The 1,774-nt window shown below is 74.9% G+C and carries 2 protein-coding genes and 1 pseudogene; 1 reads left to right on the top strand and 2 read right to left on the bottom strand.

Annotated features, from left to right (window positions below; all coding sequences use genetic code 11):
* Both E1264_RS42400 and E1264_RS42395 read right to left on the bottom strand, forming a co-directional pair.
* Positions 1 to 268 (bottom strand): annotated as a pseudogene (locus E1264_RS42400) (hypothetical protein); the annotation flags it as partial.
* Positions 265 to 1,032: a DUF4239 domain-containing protein gene (locus E1264_RS42395; protein WP_132183201.1), complete on the bottom strand. Its 768-nt coding sequence runs from the start codon at positions 1,030 to 1,032 to the stop codon at positions 265 to 267. The gene E1264_RS42395 and the pseudogene E1264_RS42400, both read right to left, overlap by 4 nt.
* Before the next feature lie 276 nt (positions 1,033 to 1,308).
* On the opposite strand from E1264_RS42395, the gene E1264_RS42390 reads away from it, so the two are divergent.
* Positions 1,309 to 1,774, top strand: a 466-nt coding sequence (locus E1264_RS42390) for a lysine 5,6-aminomutase subunit alpha (protein WP_279492166.1), incomplete at its 3' end; no start/stop codon positions are given.

Genomic DNA, 1,774 nt, shown 5'->3' with positions numbered 1-1,774 from the left:
GGATGGGGGGAACGGGCGGCATCGGCGGCATCGGGGGCGTGGGCATCGGCGGCGGCGTGCAGGTCGGCCACCGGGAGGGCCCTGCGGGGCGCGGCCGGGGCGGCGGGTGCGGCAGGTCGATCTCGACGTTGACGCACAGGCTGACGCGCGGCTTCGGGATCGGGATCGGCGGCGGCTGGGCGGCGAGCGCGCAGCACGGGAAGGCGAGCCCGGCCGCGGCGGCGGCGGACAGGACCGGCAGGACGAGGGAGCGGCGGCGCATGGTCATCCGCCCTTCGCGATGCGCTGCAGGTCGTCGTGCAGGCTCGTGAACGCCTCCGGGCCGACGGCCAGGGCCCCGGTGAACACGTGCGAGATGTCGATGGTCAGGTACGTCCCGGCGGCGAGGAGCGAGGCCATCAGGCACAGCGGGACCAGCGTCATCCCGCGCGGCCTGGCGCCGGACAGGAACGGCAGCAGGGTGACGGCGATGCCGGTCAGGACGGTGATGACGAGCAGCCCGGCGGGCGGGGAGGTCTTGGCGTCCATGGCGCGCTGGCGGCGGGCCGAGGAGACCTCGCCCAGGTGCTGCAGGACGGTGTTGCGGGCGTCCTTCAGCTCGTCGTCGTCGCCGGCCTTGACGGCGATGACGTCGCGGCGCAGGCGCTCCAGATCCGTCCAGCCGCGGTGGGTGAGGCGCCCGTGCCTCATCTGGCCCCACTCGGGGCCGCGGACGAGGTCGACGTAGTCGCGCAGCCGCTGCTGGACGTGCCGCGCGTCGTCCGGCCGCAGCCGCGACGCCGCCCAGTACGCCTCGGCGATCGCCTGGCTCTCGGTGTAGGTGTTGGAGCGCGCGGAGTCCGCCGACGTCCACGGGACGACGACGGCGATCGCGAACGCGAGCAGGAACAGCGCGGACAGCATCGCGCCGGTGTGGGCGGTGGTGGGGCCGTCGGGGTCGGCGTCGTCGACGCCGCGCGTCCGCCGCACCAGCCGGCTCGCCGCGATCACCACGCCGATGGCGCAGGCCGCGGCCGCAATATAGACGATCATGGCTCTCCCGGGGGCTGGATCTGCCATTACCTGGGGTGATTGTAGATTTACGGTCGGTCGCCGCGCCCGGGATTCGGCGCGGGCCTCACCCGGCGGTGAGGTGACCGCCCGGCCAGGGAAGGTGGACCTGTGCGGCGAAGTGAGACCGGAGAGCACCGGTGGTGGTTCTTGTGAAATACGGTGTTCATGCCGGAAAATCTTCCGCAGGGATCTCGAATTGAAGGACGATTGACGGAACAGGCCCGGCAGGGGCAGGCCGTGCGAGGGGAGTCGGCGATGGCGCCGCAGGGAAAGCTGGACCTCGACCCGGAGGTGGTGCGCACCGCCCGGCGGCTCGCCGCCCGGGCCGCCGACCCGATCATCCGGATGGCCCGCTCCCACACGACCGTCTCCGTCGAGCGGGCCCTGCTCCGCCTCGCCGGGCTCACCGGCGCCGACGACCAGGGCCGCCCGTGGGCCAACCACCTCGCCGACGCCGTCCGCGACCAGGTCGGCCTGGAGCACGGCGTGGCCCTCCCGGTGTGGGACGCGCTGCTGACCGGCCCGCACGGCGCCCTCGGCGACCTCGCCCGCGCCGCCGCCCGGGGGAGCGTGTCGTTCCGGCTGCCCGCCGGGACCGACGCCGACCACGCCCGCAAGGCCGCCGCCGAGGCCGCCCGCGCCGGGATCGGCCGCATCGACCGCCGCCGCGCCGAACGCGACGCGCTGCTGCGCGAGCTGCCCACCCCCGACGCCGCCGACC

The organism is Actinomadura sp. KC216 (genome assembly GCF_004348535.1).
GTDB lineage: Bacteria > Actinomycetota > Actinomycetes > Streptosporangiales > Streptosporangiaceae > Spirillospora.
Note: the sequence above shows the minus strand (reverse complement) of the source record. Positions and strands in the feature narration are given on the sequence as shown.

Excerpts from the sequence above, each read along its gene's own strand:
- E1264_RS42395 (WP_132183201.1), bottom strand. The coding sequence starts at position 1,032 with ATGATCGTCTATATTGCGGCCGCGGCCTGCGCCATCGGCGTGGTGATC.